At 60.9% G+C, this 13,314-nt stretch carries 16 protein-coding genes and 2 tRNA genes; 15 read left to right on the top strand and 3 right to left on the bottom strand.

What is annotated here, in order from left to right:
- Nucleotides 1-184: hypothetical protein (locus GTK01_RS20255; protein WP_252929561.1), on the top strand; the 184-nt coding region annotated here is incomplete at its 5' end.
- Nucleotides 185-341: 157 nt separating this feature from the next.
- Here the strand turns inward: GTK01_RS20255 and GTK01_RS20250 are convergent.
- The gene (locus GTK01_RS20250) at nucleotides 342-833 is read right to left on the bottom strand and encodes a hypothetical protein (protein ID WP_252929559.1); all 492 of its coding nucleotides are present in this window, start codon (nucleotides 831-833) and stop codon (nucleotides 342-344) included.
- A gap of 184 nt (nucleotides 834-1,017) precedes the next feature.
- On the opposite strand from GTK01_RS20250, the gene GTK01_RS20245 reads away from it, so the two are divergent.
- Together GTK01_RS20245 and GTK01_RS20240 are read left to right on the top strand one after the other, a co-directional pair.
- Nucleotides 1,018-1,626 (top strand): recombinase family protein, encoded by a 609-nt coding sequence (locus GTK01_RS20245; protein ID WP_252929557.1) that lies wholly within the window; start codon nucleotides 1,018-1,020, stop codon nucleotides 1,624-1,626.
- Nucleotides 1,627-1,728: 102 nt separating this feature from the next.
- Nucleotides 1,729-3,090, top strand: a complete 1,362-nt coding sequence (locus tag GTK01_RS20240) for a hypothetical protein (protein WP_252929554.1) — start codon at nucleotides 1,729-1,731, stop codon at nucleotides 3,088-3,090.
- 87 nt (nucleotides 3,091-3,177) lie between these two features.
- Here GTK01_RS20240 and GTK01_RS20235 read toward each other — a convergent pair whose 3' ends face one another.
- Entirely contained in the window at nucleotides 3,178-4,725 is a 1,548-nt protein-coding gene (locus GTK01_RS20235; RefSeq protein WP_252929552.1) for a DUF6538 domain-containing protein, read from the bottom strand.
- Nucleotides 4,726-4,804: 79 nt separating this feature from the next.
- Nucleotides 4,805-4,879: transfer RNA gene (locus tag GTK01_RS20230), tRNA-Thr, on the bottom strand.
- A gap of 119 nt (nucleotides 4,880-4,998) precedes the next feature.
- Between GTK01_RS20230 and GTK01_RS20225 the strand changes: the two genes are divergently transcribed.
- The 12 genes from GTK01_RS20225 to GTK01_RS20170 all read left to right on the top strand — a co-directional run bounded on the left by GTK01_RS20225 (nucleotide 4,999) and on the right by GTK01_RS20170 (nucleotide 13,043).
- Nucleotides 4,999-5,196, top strand: a complete 198-nt coding sequence (locus GTK01_RS20225) for a hypothetical protein (protein ID WP_252929543.1) — start codon at nucleotides 4,999-5,001, stop codon at nucleotides 5,194-5,196.
- Between the two features lie 107 nt (nucleotides 5,197-5,303).
- Nucleotides 5,304-6,593 carry a UDP-N-acetylglucosamine 1-carboxyvinyltransferase gene (gene murA / locus GTK01_RS20220; protein ID WP_252929541.1) on the top strand — a complete coding sequence of 430 codons (1,290 nt, stop codon included), beginning with the start codon at nucleotides 5,304-5,306 and terminating at the stop codon, nucleotides 6,591-6,593.
- Nucleotides 6,594-6,702: 109 nt separating this feature from the next.
- A complete protein-coding gene (locus GTK01_RS20215; protein WP_252929539.1) occupies nucleotides 6,703-7,137 on the top strand; it encodes a DUF2948 family protein in 435 nt (144 codons plus the stop codon).
- A gap of 16 nt (nucleotides 7,138-7,153) precedes the next feature.
- Nucleotides 7,154-8,446 carry a histidinol dehydrogenase gene (hisD, locus tag GTK01_RS20210; protein ID WP_252929536.1) on the top strand — a complete coding sequence of 431 codons (1,293 nt, stop codon included), beginning with the start codon at nucleotides 7,154-7,156 and terminating at the stop codon, nucleotides 8,444-8,446.
- 5 nt (nucleotides 8,447-8,451) lie between these two features.
- Nucleotides 8,452-8,937: a UPF0262 family protein gene (locus GTK01_RS20205; protein ID WP_252929563.1), complete on the top strand. Its 486-nt coding sequence runs from the start codon at nucleotides 8,452-8,454 to the stop codon at nucleotides 8,935-8,937.
- Nucleotides 8,938-8,943: 6 nt separating this feature from the next.
- Nucleotides 8,944-9,381, top strand: a complete 438-nt coding sequence (locus GTK01_RS20200; protein ID WP_252929534.1) for a low molecular weight phosphatase family protein — start codon at nucleotides 8,944-8,946, stop codon at nucleotides 9,379-9,381.
- Nucleotides 9,382-9,484: 103 nt separating this feature from the next.
- Nucleotides 9,485-9,703 (top strand): translation initiation factor IF-1, encoded by a 219-nt coding sequence (gene infA / locus GTK01_RS20195; protein WP_024588484.1) that lies wholly within the window; start codon nucleotides 9,485-9,487, stop codon nucleotides 9,701-9,703.
- Nucleotides 9,704-9,730: 27 nt separating this feature from the next.
- Nucleotides 9,731-10,357 carry a Maf-like protein gene (locus GTK01_RS20190; RefSeq protein ID WP_252929532.1) on the top strand — a complete coding sequence of 209 codons (627 nt, stop codon included), beginning with the start codon at nucleotides 9,731-9,733 and terminating at the stop codon, nucleotides 10,355-10,357.
- On the top strand, nucleotides 10,357-10,557 hold the full coding sequence (gene yacG / locus GTK01_RS20185; RefSeq protein WP_252929530.1) for a DNA gyrase inhibitor YacG: 201 nt from the start codon (nucleotides 10,357-10,359) through the stop codon (nucleotides 10,555-10,557). The genes GTK01_RS20190 and yacG overlap by 1 nt, the downstream gene beginning before the upstream one ends.
- A gap of 130 nt (nucleotides 10,558-10,687) precedes the next feature.
- Nucleotides 10,688-10,763: transfer RNA gene (locus tag GTK01_RS20180), tRNA-Phe, on the top strand.
- Nucleotides 10,764-10,926: 163 nt separating this feature from the next.
- Complete coding sequence (locus tag GTK01_RS20175; RefSeq protein ID WP_252929528.1) at nucleotides 10,927-12,615, top strand: GNAT family N-acetyltransferase; 1,689 nt, start codon at nucleotides 10,927-10,929, stop codon at nucleotides 12,613-12,615.
- 182 nt (nucleotides 12,616-12,797) lie between these two features.
- Complete coding sequence (locus GTK01_RS20170) at nucleotides 12,798-13,043, top strand: hypothetical protein (RefSeq protein ID WP_252929526.1); 246 nt, start codon at nucleotides 12,798-12,800, stop codon at nucleotides 13,041-13,043.
- Nucleotides 13,044-13,314: the final 271 nt, after the last annotated feature.

Genomic DNA, 13,314 nt, shown 5'->3' with positions numbered 1-13,314 from the left:
CAGGACTTCAACCTGCCGAAGCTTCGTGACGATCTCTTCCGGCTTGTGTCGTTTGTTGCTCATCGTGGTCCTCCTTCATGGTCAAAACCATAACTCAAGGTGGACCCGTTCAGTGGGGCTGGATCACGCCGCCAACATTCATTTTGCACTGCACGGGAATGGCTTTTCTCCTCAGTCCTCATGAGCGCTATGGATTAAGGCTGCAGCATCGCATGTTCATGAAGTTAGCCAGGACGGCATTCCTACGGGACTGAGATCTTTTCCCGCGTGTTTGGCGGAAAAATCTGAGCGGTCAATCTCACGTATGGCGCGCGGCAGTTCCCCCCTGCCCCCGTCCTGGTCTAGGCCATGTTCTCCCGCAAATAATGCAGCAACGCGCCGCCGTATTGCTTCGACCTACCCTCGGCGTGGGCTATCCCGTCCGCTCCACCCGCCCGATCAAGAAGCACGAGGTCATCAAGCGTGTTTCCCATCGAAGGCAGATGCTCTAAGCGGTCTGCCGCATTCTCCGCGCCAAACAGCGCCGCGAGCACCACACTCGTCACGAGCATATGTCCGATCATTTCTAGGCCCTCAACTCGACCTCCTGACCATTTCACGTCAGCGCCGGTCACTTGGACATACCCCGTGAGAAACCCGACAGCGTAGGCCGCGATCCGCTGCTTATGTAGTTCGTCAAGCTCGCCGGGGACCTGTGAAATGCTCTGGCCGTAGAAGGCTGAGAGTTGCGTTCTGCACCAAGAGATCGTTTCCCTATGGACAGTCTCCATCTCCGGCGACAGCGGAGGTATCCTCGGTCGGCGCAATCCAACCCGTTCAAGAAATTTAAGCATTCAGTCCCCCTTTGGAGGGCCCAGCGTAAAGCCGGGGCGGTGAACGGTTCAACCGTTGATGCTTTGGTTTTTTGGATACACCGTTAGCGAACCTGCGAAATCGTGGTTCGATAAGGTCCCATTGACAATCCAAAACGAACCAAACAATATGAGACCACATTAATCGAACCATAGGGGCCTGTTCATGTTCGTTCGCGCTTATCTCCGTGCATCCACCAAAGAGCAGGACGCTGGTCGCGCCCGTGCCGACCTAGAGACGTTCGCAGCTGACAGGGGACTAAAGATCGCCGCCGTCTATGTCGAGAACGAAAGCGGAGCATCACTGAAGCGTCCTGAACTCTTTCGGCTCCTAAACGATTGCCAGCCGGGGGACATGCTCCTCATCGAACAGGTGGACCGCCTGAGCCGCCTGAATGCCGAAGACTGGGGGCGGCTAAAGGATGAAATTAGACAGCGGCGCATCAAGGTGGTCGCGCTGGACCTTCCGACTTCATGGCTGATGGCCACCGGGGATGCCGACGACTTCACCAGCCGCATGTTCGAGGCCATCAACGGGATGATGCTCGACATGCTGTCAGCCATTGCTCGCAAGGACTACGTAGACCGTCGCCGCCGTCAGGCACAGGGAATCGAGGGCGCTAAGGCCAAGGGCGTCTACAAGGGCCGCCCAGAAAATGTCGAGCGCAACAAAGCTATTTTCAAGATGCTGGCCCGCGGCGATAGCTGGAACTCGATCATTGCTGCCACGGGAGCGTCGAGAAGCACTCTTGCTAGGCTCGCCAAACGCTCTTAGCTTTTCGATTATTGCGCTGTTCGGGATGAGGCTTTAACTGCCCTGCAATCTATTCCTCCGCCCGGAGATATCGCTTCTAATCCATTTTTGGATGAGGTAGTCTTGACAACCAAGAATACTAACCTGGCAATTTTTTGCGATTTTCTGAAATGGATTGAACCATTTGCCCCGGCCTATCAACGCCCCAGAGTCTATTTCGTAGCGCGGCGACAAGGATCATCTTTCGAGATTTTGAAATGTCGGATATTTCTCTTTGACCATGATGACTCGTCTCAACCACAGAGTATGAGATCAGAAAATTTTGTCGCCGGTTATTTCTACCTTGAAGGGCACTATTTCCGAGATTTTGTATTAAACCTTTTGAATGGCAAGGCTGATTTCGACGGGTTGGATGCAACAATAGAAATCAGCGCCGCGGACGAACCAATATTCTCAAAATTTCACCCCGAAGGGCTTGCTGCGCAGAACCGCCTGTCAGTTCTTTCCTTCGTTGGCAAATCATTGGACGCCTTCATTTCTCCTTCAGTGGACTGGGAGTTGAAGGCAGCAAGGCCACCTTATGACGGTCTCGCTGATCTGTTTGGTGATTTTCGCCTAGGCCCGCCATCCGCGAATTCCTACGTGTTGGAAATAGTGGCGGGTCAGACTGGGGCAGTTGATTATAACTCGTCGGTAGCGGACGGCATCGCCCAACCTTGCGTGCGAATCGATAGCCGCCTTGATCGCACACAGTGCGAGTTGAGCGTTCGGATTATTGAAGGCACCCGGATCATACGAAAAACGCTTCCCAGCTCTGATTTTTTATGGACATCGACTGACAAGCTGCATCTTGGGAGTGTCAAGGTAGAGAGCCCCCCCGCCGCTCTTCTGAACTGCACGTTGATCTACCGCGGCCAAGCTGTTCATACGGCATGGCTAAAAGACCCGTCGCAAACGCAGAACTCTCATCGGACCGTGCTTGAAAGCATCGACCCATCGTTGAATGTTCTATCGGCCCTGCTGTCAGGGGACACAGCGAAAGAACGCGGGTCGAATTCTCGTGATTTGGAGCGAGGAATAGCATGGCTTGCGTGGTTGTTGGGATTTGCGCCGCTCAATGTTGGATCGGACCGCAAGCTCTCCGACGCCGTCGATGTCGTAGCATATTCACCAACTGGACACTACGCCGTAATCGAGTGCACCACTGCCTTGCTAAAGGCCGACAACAAGCTCACCAACCTTGCAGGAAGGGCAGAACGGATACGCGCCGCATTGACTGGGGCGGGTAACCACTTTTCGAAAGTAGTTCCGATAATTGTGTCAACAAGGCCGCGCGATGAACTGAAGGCAGACTTTGAAGCGGCGACTGCACTCGGGATCACGGTCATTACGCGTGAAGATATCGAGAATGCCTTTGCACTTCGGTCGCTTTTCGCCCCAAACGCCGAGGCTCTGCTATCGGAAGCAGCACGGGACAGGCTGTGACAACGCAGCATACTCGCCGATTGCTTGCAGGATGGAGGAGGCATTTGTCGCGCCGACGCTCAGGTTATTAGGCGCATCAACATTGTTCTAAGTTTTGCCGGCGTCTTCAACGTCAAGATATCGCGGCAACTTCTGAATTTCACGAGCGAGGGCCTTCATGGTGTTCTCGCCATAATCCGATGCGGCGCGTCCATCAGAGTGGCCCAAGATCGCATATTGATACTCATGCGCCATATCCACGTCCCGCGCGATGGTCTTGAACCTGTGTCGCCATGCGTGGTTGGGTTGCACCCGCCGGTCTGTCACCTTGGCGGTTTTTCGCACCCACTCGCTGACCTTTCCGCGCACGTTCCCCGCCTGTGTCGATCCGGGTTTCCGCTTTCCGTTGTTCGGCTCATAGAATATCGGTCCATCGCCTCGCGACCGCACGAAATCAAGCAGCCCCTGTTCAACAAGATGCGGATGCAAAGGGACCGTGCGATATTGGCCAGTCTTCACCGTCGCTCCGTCGTCTTCTGACGTGATGCGAACACACGGGATACCATTCTCCTTGATAAAATCGACGCCCCGAAGCTGGGTAATCTCGCCACCTCGCGCGCCGGTGTAGGCGCATATCCAAGGCACCCATCGACATGCGGATTTGTTCAAAGCCGCCGCCCGACTGGGATCATCTTCGGCCCCCAGTGCAGCCCGGAGGATGCGCGCTGCCTCGTCATCGGTAAATCCTAGTGGCCGCTCCCGGGGCTTCTTCGTCACGTCTATATCAACGCCATGGGCTGGGCTTATCTCGATCAGGAACTTCCTCTTTCCCGCCTTAAACACTGCCTTGAGGGCGGACAGGTATTTTCCACGGACTGTTGAAGCGCCAATCCCTTCTTCAAATTGGAGGTGGTCGCAGAAGTCCGCAACATCCTTCGGCGTGACATCACGGGCGCGCTCGTGGCCAAGGAACTCTATGAAGCGCGTGACTTTGTGGAGATGGTCGTCAGGCGTACCGGCAGCTTTGGCGTTATCTAGATGACGGCGCCTCCACAGTTCGAAGAACTCAGTGATGGTCGGACCGGCCACCTTCGCCGCCTTGTCCTTCGTCACCAGTTTCGGGAAGCGTTCCGCCTTGGGGTCTTTGCTGTAGTCACCTTCGGCCTTGCGCCGCGAGACCTCAGCCCCTTGGCGGACGGCCTTGTGGATTTCGACAAGAAGCCCCTTCCGGCTGGCGTCGTCAGCTTTCAACTCGTGGTTGGCGAGGATGTTGTCAGCGGTAGGGCCGTACCAGCTTTCGAGATTGCCCGAGGAAGCCTCGTGGTCGATACGCTCAAGCAGCACGTCCCAGATCTCCGTTTCTCCAGGCTCAGCATCAGTCGCTGTGATGAGTTGTCGATATGCTTCACCGGCCAGCCCGACGATGGTCTTCTGATACAACGGCTCAGGCCGAGCGCGGGCCATCCTCTCCAACCGAGCGAACTCTATCAGTTTCTGAGAGTGTAGCTCTTTAGCGACAGCAGGGTCTCTCGTGCCGAGCGAGACCTTATGTTCGCGTTTGCCGAGTGCTTCGACCAGATCAGCCGGGACACGCTTGCGCGAATAGAAGATGCCTGTCTTGCGATGCTTAGTCGGGCTAGCCATTCTGAGGGCCATGTGTACCACCTTTGTGTACCACAAAGGCAAGCCCAAACCGTTGATTTCCCGCAAGTATTTGCATTTGAAGCAGAAAAACTGGTGCTGCGAGAGAGGATTGAACTCTCGACCTCTCCCTTACCAAGGGAGTGCTCTACCACTGAGCTACCGCAGCTTCCGGATGCGGCGGTCTTCTGCCATAGGAGGGGGGAGAGCGCAAGCGTTCAAACCAGCTTTTCAAGCGACCTTGCGAAAGCTGTTCCGCGCGGGCGCGCCAGAGGCTATTCATAGACGATGACCAGCCAGACGCGTCCGCCCCCGAAGACCAGCGAAGCCGAGCGCCAGGAGGAGGCGCGCAAGAAGCGCCTTTCCGAGCGCCTGCGCGCCAACCTGCAAAAGCGCAAGGCGCAGTCGCGCGCACGGCGCGCGGGCGAGGCCGACGAGCGGCCGGACGGGCTGTTGCAGGCGAACGACGACAACGGGGATTCGTAAGCCCGCGCCGGCGCGTTCCTTGAACCAGCCGTTTCGATACGCTACAGCCCGCCTTTACCCCTGCGAACAGCCGAGTCCTCCTTTCGGACCGGGAAGGAGAAGACCAGATGGATCGCATCCGCATCGTCGGCGGCAACGAACTGCGCGGCACCATTCCGATTTCGGGCGCGAAGAACGCCGCCCTGCCCCTGATGATCGCCTCGCTCCTCACGGACGAGACGCTGATGCTGCACAACGTGCCGCATCTGGCCGACGTCGAGCAGCTCATCCGCATCCTCGGCAATCACGGCGTCGACTATTCGGTCAACGGCCGGCGTCTTTCGCAGCAGGAAGGCTATTCGCGCACGATCAACTTCACTGCCAAGGAAATCGTCGACACGACCGCGCCCTATGAGCTCGTCTCGAAGATGCGGGCGAGCTTCTGGGTGATCGGGCCGCTTCTGGCGCGCATGGGCGAATGCCGCGTGTCGCTGCCTGGCGGCTGCGCCATCGGCACGCGCCCGGTCGACCTCTTCATCGACGGGCTGCGCGCGCTTTCAGCCGACATCGAGATCGAGCAGGGCTACATCATCGCCAAGGCGAAGGCGGGCCTGATCGGCGCGCGCTACGTGTTCCCGAAGGTTTCGGTCGGCGCGACGCATGTCCTGATGATGGCGGCCACGCTCGCCAAGGGCCAGACGATCCTCGAAAACGCGGCGCAGGAGCCCGAAGTCGTCAACCTCGCCGAATGCCTCAACGCCATGGGCGCCAAGGTCTCGGGCGCAGGAACGGCGACCATCGTGATCGAGGGCGTTTCGCGCCTGCACGGTGCGCGCGTCGAGGTCATCCCGGACCGGATCGAGACCGGCACCTATGCAATGGCCGTCGCCATGACCGGCGGCGACGTGATCCTCGAAGGCGCGCGGGCAGATCTTCTGCAGACCGCGCTGGACACGCTCGCCCAGACCGGCACGGAGATCACCGAGACGAATTCGGGCCTGCGCATCGTGCGCAACGGCTCGGGCATCGGCCCGGTCGACATCACGACCGAGCCGTTCCCCGGTTTTCCGACCGATCTGCAGGCGCAGTTCATGGGGCTGATGACCAAGGCCAAGGGCCGCTCGAAGATCACCGAGACGATCTTCGAGAACCGGTTCATGCACGTGCAGGAACTGGCGCGGCTGGGCGCGCAGATTTCGCTGTCGGGCCAGGCGGCCATCATCGACGGCGTCGACCGGTTGCGCGGCGCGCCTGTCATGGCGACCGACCTGCGCGCCTCGGTTTCGCTGGTCATCGCGGGACTGGCGGCCGAAGGCGAGACGATCGTCAACCGCGTCTATCATCTGGACCGCGGCTTCGAGCGGCTCGAGACCAAGCTTTCCGAATGTGGCGCGGCAATCGAGCGGCTGTCTTCTTGAGCCGGAACTTCGCGCGCCGGGCCGGGTTTTAGTTGCACTGCAGCTAAACTATATGGTCGGATGCGACCGGCGCATCGTCGGCGCCGATGCGTGAGATTGGGACCGGGGAATGAGCGAACTGAAACTCGTCGCACTCGACGAAGAAGACTTGAACGTCATTTCCGCTCATTGCCAGGACGCCGTCCTGAAGACCAAGGACATCGCCTATTTTCCTGGCGAAAAGCGGCTTGTCGTCGCGATGAACCGCTTCGTCTGGGAAAAGAGGACCGGCTTTTTCCGCCGCGACTACGAGCGCCGGCGCACGGCACTGCATTTCGAGCGCGTGCAGGGCGTCAAGCTGTCGGGCGTCGACCGGACGCGGCCGGAGGACGTTCACGAACTCCTCGCGATCCGCTTTACGCCCGCAGAACTGCCGGCCGGCACGATCGAGCTCGTCTTTGCCGGCGACGCGGCGATGCGGCTCGAGGTGGAATACATCGAGGCACGGCTTGCCGACCTCGGCGCGGCATGGGAAACCGGCAGCCGCCCGCAGCATACGACCTAAGGACGACACCAGCGACATGGCCATTCGCCTCGACATGACCGACGCCGATTTCGAGGCCGGATTCTCGGCGTTTCTCGGCTCCAAGCGCGAGGCCGCGCAGGACGTGGACGACACGGTGCGCGCGATCATCGCGGACGTGCGCGCGCGCGGCGACGAGGCCTTGCTCGACTACAGCCGCCGGTTCGACCGGCTCGACTTTTCCGATACCGGCATCGCATTCACCGCGGCGGAGATCGACGCGGCGGTCGGCGCGGTGGACGCGAAGACGCTCGACGCACTGATGCTGGCGCATGAGCGCATCACCTCGCACCACCAACGGCAGATGCCGAAGGACGACCGCTATGTCGACGCCATCGGTGTCGAGCTCGGCTCGCGCTGGACCGCGATCGAGGCCGTGGGCCTTTACGTTCCGGGCGGAACGGCGAGCTATCCAAGCTCGGTGCTGATGAACGCCGTGCCGGCGCGCGTTGCGGGCGTGGAGCGCATCGTGATGGTTGTGCCGACGCCGGACGGCGTGGTGAACCCCCTGGTTCTGGCGGCCGCGCACATTGCCGGCGTAAGTGAAATCTACCGGATCGGCGGGGCGCAGGCGATCGCGGCGCTCGCCTATGGAACCCAGTCGATCGGGCCGGTCTCCAAGATCGTCGGGCCGGGCAACGCCTATGTGGCGGCGGCCAAGCGCCAGGTATTCGGCACCGTCGGCATCGACATGATCGCCGGGCCGTCCGAAATCCTCGTCGTCGCCGATGCTGACAACGACCCATCCTGGATCGCGTCCGACCTGATCGCGCAGGCCGAGCACGACGTCGCGGCGCAGTCGATCCTGATCACCGACGATGCGGCATTCGGCGAACGGGTGGCAACGGAGGTCTCGCGCCAGATCGCCGCCCTGCCCCGCGGCGAAATCGCCGCGGCAAGCTGGCGCGATTTCGGCGCCGTCATTCATGTGGCCGACTTCGAGGCGGCGCTGCCGCTGATCGATCGGATCGCGGCCGAGCACCTTGAACTCGCCGTCGCGGACCCGGAGGCGCTGATGGCCCGCATCCGCAATGCGGGCGCGATCTTCCTTGGCAGGCATACGCCCGAGACGATCGGGGACTATGTCGGCGGGTCGAACCACGTCCTGCCGACCGCGCGCTCGGCGCGGTTCTCGTCCGGACTGTCGGTGATGGAGTTCGTCAAGCGAACGTCGATCCTGAAATGCGGCCCGGACCAGTTGCGCGCGCTCGGTCCGGCGGCCATAGCCCTTGCGGAAGCAGAAGGGCTCGCCGGACACGGCCGCGCCGTCTCCATCCGGCTGAACATGTGAGCGCGATGGACGGCGGCGACACGACACGCAACCGCCTGATCGACGTCGAGCTCGACGAATCGATCGGGCGGTCGACGCCGGATGTCGAGCACGAGCGCGCCGTCGCCATCTTCGACCTGATCGAGGACAACAGCTTCCACCCGGTCAGCGACGAGGCCGGCGGGCCCTACAAGCTGAAGCTCTCCCTGGCCGATTCGCGGCTGGTCTTTTCCATCTCGCGCGAGAACGACGCGGCGGTCGTCACGCACATCCTGTCACTGACGCCGTTTCGGCGGATCGTGAAGGACTACTTCCTCATTTGCGAGAGCTATTACGAGGCGATCCGCACGTCGACGCCGAGCCAGATCGAAGCGATCGACATGGGCCGGCGCGGCCTCCACAACGAAGGTTCGCAGACGCTGATGGACCGGCTGTCGGGCAAGATAGAGGTCGATTTCGACACCGCGCGGCGCCTCTTCACGCTGGTTTGCGTGCTGCACTGGCGAGGCTGACGCCAGATGCCGGGCGAGAAATCCGCGCCGAAATCGATCCTGTTCCTGTGCGGCATGAACTCCATTCGCTCGCCAATGGCCGAAGCACTGGCGCGGCATGGCCTGCCAAATGGCGTTTTCGTCGCCTCCGCCGGCGTGCGGCCAGGCGAGCGCGACCCGTTCGTCGATGCGGTGTTGAAGGAGGCCGGCCTGAACGGCGTCTCGCACGGCCCACAACTGCTTGAAGACCTCGAGGACAGCTATTTCGACCTGATCGTGACGCTGGCGCCAGAGGCGCACCACGCCGCGCTCGAGCTGACGCGCTCGATGGCCATCGACGTTGAATACTGGCCCACGGCCGATCCGTCGACCGCGACCGGCACGCGCGAGCAGATCATGGCCGCCTATCGCGACGTGCGCGACCGGCTCAAGATGCAGATTCAAAAGCGGTTTGGAAAAGCGTAGCGCACACGCGCATTATGCGTGTTCCCAAAATCGCCAACTTCCTATAGGTTCCGCGCCAATCACGGCCTATATAGCCGAAACCAGCACAAACCAAAGGTTCCGAATGCCGAAGGAAGAAGTCCTCGAGTTCCCGGGCGTCGTCGTCGAATTGTTGCCGAATGCGATGTTCCGGGTCAAGCTTGAAAACGATCACGAGATCATCGCCCATACGGCCGGCCGCATGCGCAAGAACCGCATTCGCGTGCTCACCGGCGACAAGGTGCAGGTCGAGATGACGCCCTATGACCTGACCAAGGGCCGCATCACCTATCGCTTCAAGTAAGTCCGCACCCGGCGGCGCAGGATTTCGATGAGCATTCCCCAGAAGCTTGTCCTTGCATCCGGTTCGCCGCGGCGGATCGAGCTTCTCCAGCAAGCAGGCATCGAACCAGACCGCATCTTCGCGACCGATATCGACGAGACGCCCACCCGGGCCGAGCATCCGCGCTCGCTCGCCAAGCGGCTGGCGCAGGGCAAGGCCGACAAGGCCGCCGAAGGCATGAAACGCCTCGGCGACGAGCCGGCCTTCATTCTCGCCGCCGATACGGTCGTCGCCGTCGGACGGCGCATTTTGCCCAAGGCCGAAACGCTGGAAGACGCGCAGGATTGCCTCCGGCTCCTTTCGGGCCGCGCGCACCGCGTCTATTCGGGTGTCTCTGTCATCACGCCTGCCGGCAAATCGCGGCTTCGCCTCGTCGAGACGCGCGTGCGCTTCAAGCGGCTCTCGCGCGAGGAAATCGACGCCTATCTCGCCTCGGGCGAATGGCGCGGGAAGGCCGGCGGCTACGCAATCCAGGGCCTTGCCGGGGCCTTCGTCGTGAAGCTCGTCGGCTCGTACACCAATGTCGTTGGCCTGCCGCTCTACGAGACGGTGAGCCTCCTGGCCGGCGATGGGTTCAAGGTCCTGGCAAAGGCGCCGACCGGAGCCGCCGTCTGATGGCCCACGAGGTCGAGAAAGTGACCCCGCTTCGTCCCCGCCGTCCCTGCCCCGAGTGCGGCAGGCCCTCGCAGCGCGCGAGCTTTCCCTTCTGTTCGGAGCGCTGCAGGAACATCGACCTCAACCGGTGGCTGACCGGCTCCTACGTCATTCCGGCGACCGAGGACGAAGATGATGGCAGCGAGGACGAGCGCGGCTGAAAACGGCCAAAATTTTTCGCCGACTTTCCCAACGTCATCCGCTGGACAGGGCGATTTCTCGTGTTATAACCCACGCGCTTCCGGCGGAAACCAACACCGCCCCGGCCTTTGACGGCCGACCGGAGCAGTTGCCCAGGTAGCTCAGTTGGTAGAGCATGCGACTGAAAATCGCAGTGTCGGCGGTTCGACTCCGTCCCTGGGCACCACGTTCTTTCCGAATTTTTTTCCATCCTCGGGAGACGAGACGACCGTCTCGAAGCGTGCTGGCATATGCGGACATTAAACGTCCGATCACGGCGACCTACGGGACCGTTCGCCAAGCCTGAACGATCGGAAACTTGACGCTAGGTAAGATTCGAGGTTGACTCTATGCAGGCGAAGCCCTGCGGGGCGTGGTGGGGGCACGGCGTCATGCTGATCGATGTCATTACAAGCCGAAAGAACCTCGAAGCACTGAAGGATAATTGGGACGAACTTTACCGTTCGGACCCGGAGGCGCAGTATTTCCTGTCGTGGCAGTTCATGTCGGCTTTCCTTCGGCGCTTCGACGGAGAATGGCTGGTGCTGGCAGCGCGCACCCGGCCGGCGCCGGCGCCCTACGTGGCACTCATGCCGCTGCGGCTTGAAACGCGGTTGAGCGGCAAGGAAGGTCATTTCTGCCACGACATTCACATGGGCGGGGCCTATGTCGCGGACTATACAGGCGCGATTTGTGCCCCCAAATTCGCCCGTTCGGCCCTCTCGGCCATGGGAAAGCATCTTCGAAAGATGCACTGGGCCAATCTGCACCTTACCAATCTGCGCATGTCCGGCGCGCGAATGCGACACCTGCTCGAAAATCTCGAGGACAAGCGGCTCGCAATGCGCGCGGTAAGCGCGATCAACAGGTCTGACAACGTCGACAACGCCAAATGCCCGTCCATCGAACTGCCGGCGACGTGGGATGCCTACCTGCAGGAGAAGGTCGGCACGAATATGCGCCAGAAGCTTCGCCGTCTGCTGCGCAAGCTGGACGCCTCCGACGAGTTGCGCGTGACGCTGCCCGACGCGCACAGCATCGATCGCGACATCGATGTCCTGCTCGGCTTCTGGAGAGAGCGATGGGGTCCACGCAAGGGAAAGAGGCTGCCGGGCATCTTGCGGACCAACCAGCGGGTCTTTCGTGACGCGTTCGACGAGGGAAGTCTGTTCCTGCCCGTGCTCTGGCATGGCCAGCGTGCTCTCGGCGCTCTGGCAATCTTCGTCGATCAGGTCAAGAAGACGTATCTCTTCAGCCTCGCAGGACGTGACGAGACGGCGGAGATCGTGCCGCCGGGTCTCTTGCTGCATGCCTTCAGCATTCGCCATGCCATCGAGAACGGCTTTCGAAGCTACGATTTCCTGCGCGGCGACGAGCCCTACAAGTACAGCTTCGGGGCCAGCGACACCGTCATCCATTGCAAGCTGGTTCATACGCGATCGGGCCGAAATCTCGGTGACAAGCTCGACGTCCGCTCGCTCTCCGGCATTTCCAAGGCGGCCAGCCGCTGGCATCAGAACGGACTCGTGGCGAAGGCCGAACGAGCCTATCGCCAGATCCTGGATACCGACCCGAACCATGCGACGACGCTTTACGCTTTCGGGCAATTGATGGCGAGCAAGGGAGACCACCTAGCTGCGGCCGAGGTCTTCACGACGCTGTCCTCGGTCGCGCCGGACCTTGCGAAGGGCTGGCTGCGCCGCGCGACCGCCTTCCAGGCGCTGGGCCGTCATGCGGACGCCGTTGCGAGCTTTCGCAGGGCGATCGAACTTGCGCCGCAGTCCACCCAAGCCCGATACGGCGCTGCCGTCAGTTTGGTGAAGATCGGACGCATCGACGCCGCCAAGGCCCAACTCAACCGCGTAATCGACTTGAGTTCAGCCAGCCGAAAGGTCGAGCCGCTGCGCGCCCAGGCCACGATGCTTCTGCAAAGGCTCAACGAACGCCCCGTTGCGAACATCATGAACCGTCCGAAGATCGACATCGTGCCGCCGATGGCGGCTACATCCACGGCCCTCGCAGCGTTAACCTTTCGTTAACCAAGCGCGCGCACACTGCTGCCATAGCGTGCCGACCACGGATGTACTGGCGGGGCGCGATTTGAAAAGCCGGGCCTTGCGCCCGGCTTTTTCACATCTGCGCATCGATATTCCACATGCGCCGGAACACTCGGTTCTTCCGCCCGTTTTGTAAGTCCAATTCCTCAACCAAGGACATGACGATGGACCCGATGCAGAACGACGACCGCGAAACGCATGGGCTGGAACGCCAGATCGCCGATTTGCGCGAGGAACTGGCCTCGCTTCAGAGCGCGGCCAGCGAGCGGGCGCAGCAGGCCTATGAGGTGGTCAAGGACAATCCCGGCACCTCGATCCTCATCGCCTCGCTGCTCGCTGGCATGATCGGCTTCGTGCTCGGCCAGCAGGCCGAGGCCGAACGGCACCAGAGCAGGTGGCGCTGGAACTGATCCGCGCGTCACAATTCCAGAGAGGCCCGGCCCTGCGCCGGGCTTTTTCTTTGCGGCAGGTCTAACGGTGGCGATTAACCAAGATGGCAAGTAAAGCGCGGCTCACGCGCAAGTTACGTAGCGTCAAATCGGTGATGTGATTTACTAGGCTGTGTGGACGAATTGACTCAGGTACAGGTTTTGGGGTTCCGCGGATGAATCCGGCCTGATTCATAGGTTGCCGACTGATTTGGGAGGTCGGCGATGTCCACAAAGATGACGGATACGGATT

Source organism: Aliihoeflea sp. 40Bstr573, from assembly GCF_024105655.1.
In the GTDB taxonomy this organism is placed as follows: domain Bacteria; phylum Pseudomonadota; class Alphaproteobacteria; order Rhizobiales; family Rhizobiaceae; genus Aliihoeflea.
This window is presented reverse-complemented; position numbering and strand designations above follow the sequence as displayed.

Excerpts from the sequence above, each read along its gene's own strand:
- GTK01_RS20235 (WP_252929552.1), bottom strand. The coding sequence starts at position 4,725 with ATGGCCCTCAGAATGGCTAGCCCGACTAAGCATCGCAAGACAGGCATC.
- infA (WP_024588484.1), top strand. The coding sequence starts at position 9,485 with ATGCCGAAGGAAGAAGTCCTCGAGTTCCCGGGCGTCGTCGTCGAATTG.
- murA (WP_252929541.1), top strand. The coding sequence starts at position 5,304 with ATGGATCGCATCCGCATCGTCGGCGGCAACGAACTGCGCGGCACCATT.
- GTK01_RS20245 (WP_252929557.1), top strand. The coding sequence starts at position 1,018 with ATGTTCGTTCGCGCTTATCTCCGTGCATCCACCAAAGAGCAGGACGCT.
- GTK01_RS20190 (WP_252929532.1), top strand. The coding sequence starts at position 9,731 with ATGAGCATTCCCCAGAAGCTTGTCCTTGCATCCGGTTCGCCGCGGCGG.
- GTK01_RS20250 (WP_252929559.1), bottom strand. The coding sequence starts at position 833 with ATGCTTAAATTTCTTGAACGGGTTGGATTGCGCCGACCGAGGATACCT.
- yacG (WP_252929530.1), top strand. The coding sequence starts at position 10,357 with ATGGCCCACGAGGTCGAGAAAGTGACCCCGCTTCGTCCCCGCCGTCCC.
- GTK01_RS20175 (WP_252929528.1), top strand. The coding sequence starts at position 10,927 with ATGCAGGCGAAGCCCTGCGGGGCGTGGTGGGGGCACGGCGTCATGCTG.
- GTK01_RS20200 (WP_252929534.1), top strand. The coding sequence starts at position 8,944 with ATGCCGGGCGAGAAATCCGCGCCGAAATCGATCCTGTTCCTGTGCGGC.
- GTK01_RS20170 (WP_252929526.1), top strand. The coding sequence starts at position 12,798 with ATGGACCCGATGCAGAACGACGACCGCGAAACGCATGGGCTGGAACGC.
- hisD (WP_252929536.1), top strand. The coding sequence starts at position 7,154 with ATGGCCATTCGCCTCGACATGACCGACGCCGATTTCGAGGCCGGATTC.
- GTK01_RS20205 (WP_252929563.1), top strand. The coding sequence starts at position 8,452 with ATGGACGGCGGCGACACGACACGCAACCGCCTGATCGACGTCGAGCTC.
- GTK01_RS20215 (WP_252929539.1), top strand. The coding sequence starts at position 6,703 with ATGAGCGAACTGAAACTCGTCGCACTCGACGAAGAAGACTTGAACGTC.
- GTK01_RS20225 (WP_252929543.1), top strand. The coding sequence starts at position 4,999 with ATGACCAGCCAGACGCGTCCGCCCCCGAAGACCAGCGAAGCCGAGCGC.